The following is a 704-nucleotide window of genomic DNA, read 5'->3' on the forward strand; positions in this document are numbered from 1 at the left end:
ATATATGAGAGAGGGGATAATCTGAAGAGTAATTAGTTGTGAGTGATATAATAAAATTATTAATATCTTTTTTTAAATAAAATGTTTTTATTCTTTCCTCCTTAACTCTTTTAAAAATAGGTACTTTATTTAATGAGGTTAGAACTACAGAACGCTGTGCTGCTATACCACTTTTCTCAGTATACCCACTGTATTCATTTTTAGCCCTCAATCTAAAAACCGTTCCTATTAAATCATCTAATTCAATATAATCTGTTTCAATCTCATCTATTGCCTTAGGTAAAAAATTCATACATTCTTTTGATCTTAAATATCTAATATGTTCTCTGTATTCTTTTGTAAGTTCTAAAACAGATTGAAATATTTTTTCTACCAAATTTACAGCCAAAGGTTCAACCCAATGAATTCTGTAACCCGAGCCTTTTGCACCATGATATTGAATACCAAGAGTATATTGTTTAATACCATCTAAGGTAACATGTTCTTTGGTTACTGGATCAACTATAGGCTGTTTGATTAGAGCATCAGTTTTTAGAAGGAGTGCTTCTGTTGAGCGTAAACCACTAATAATAAGTAAAAGTAAAAGATTCAGTACGATTCTTTCACCATTTGTTTCACATAAACTGATTAACGAAACAATATTTAAAAATGTGCGAACAGAAATCAACTTTTCTTTGTTTAATTCATCTTCATCAAGCTCTAGT

The 704-nt window shown here is 29.5% G+C and carries 1 pseudogene; it reads right to left on the minus strand.

From position 1 onward, the window contains the following. Positions 1-704, minus strand: a pseudogene (locus HUN22_RS17485) (hypothetical protein); the annotation flags it as partial.

It is taken from the genome of Acinetobacter lactucae, assembly GCF_013344765.1.
Lineage (GTDB): Bacteria > Pseudomonadota > Gammaproteobacteria > Pseudomonadales > Moraxellaceae > Acinetobacter > Acinetobacter lactucae_A.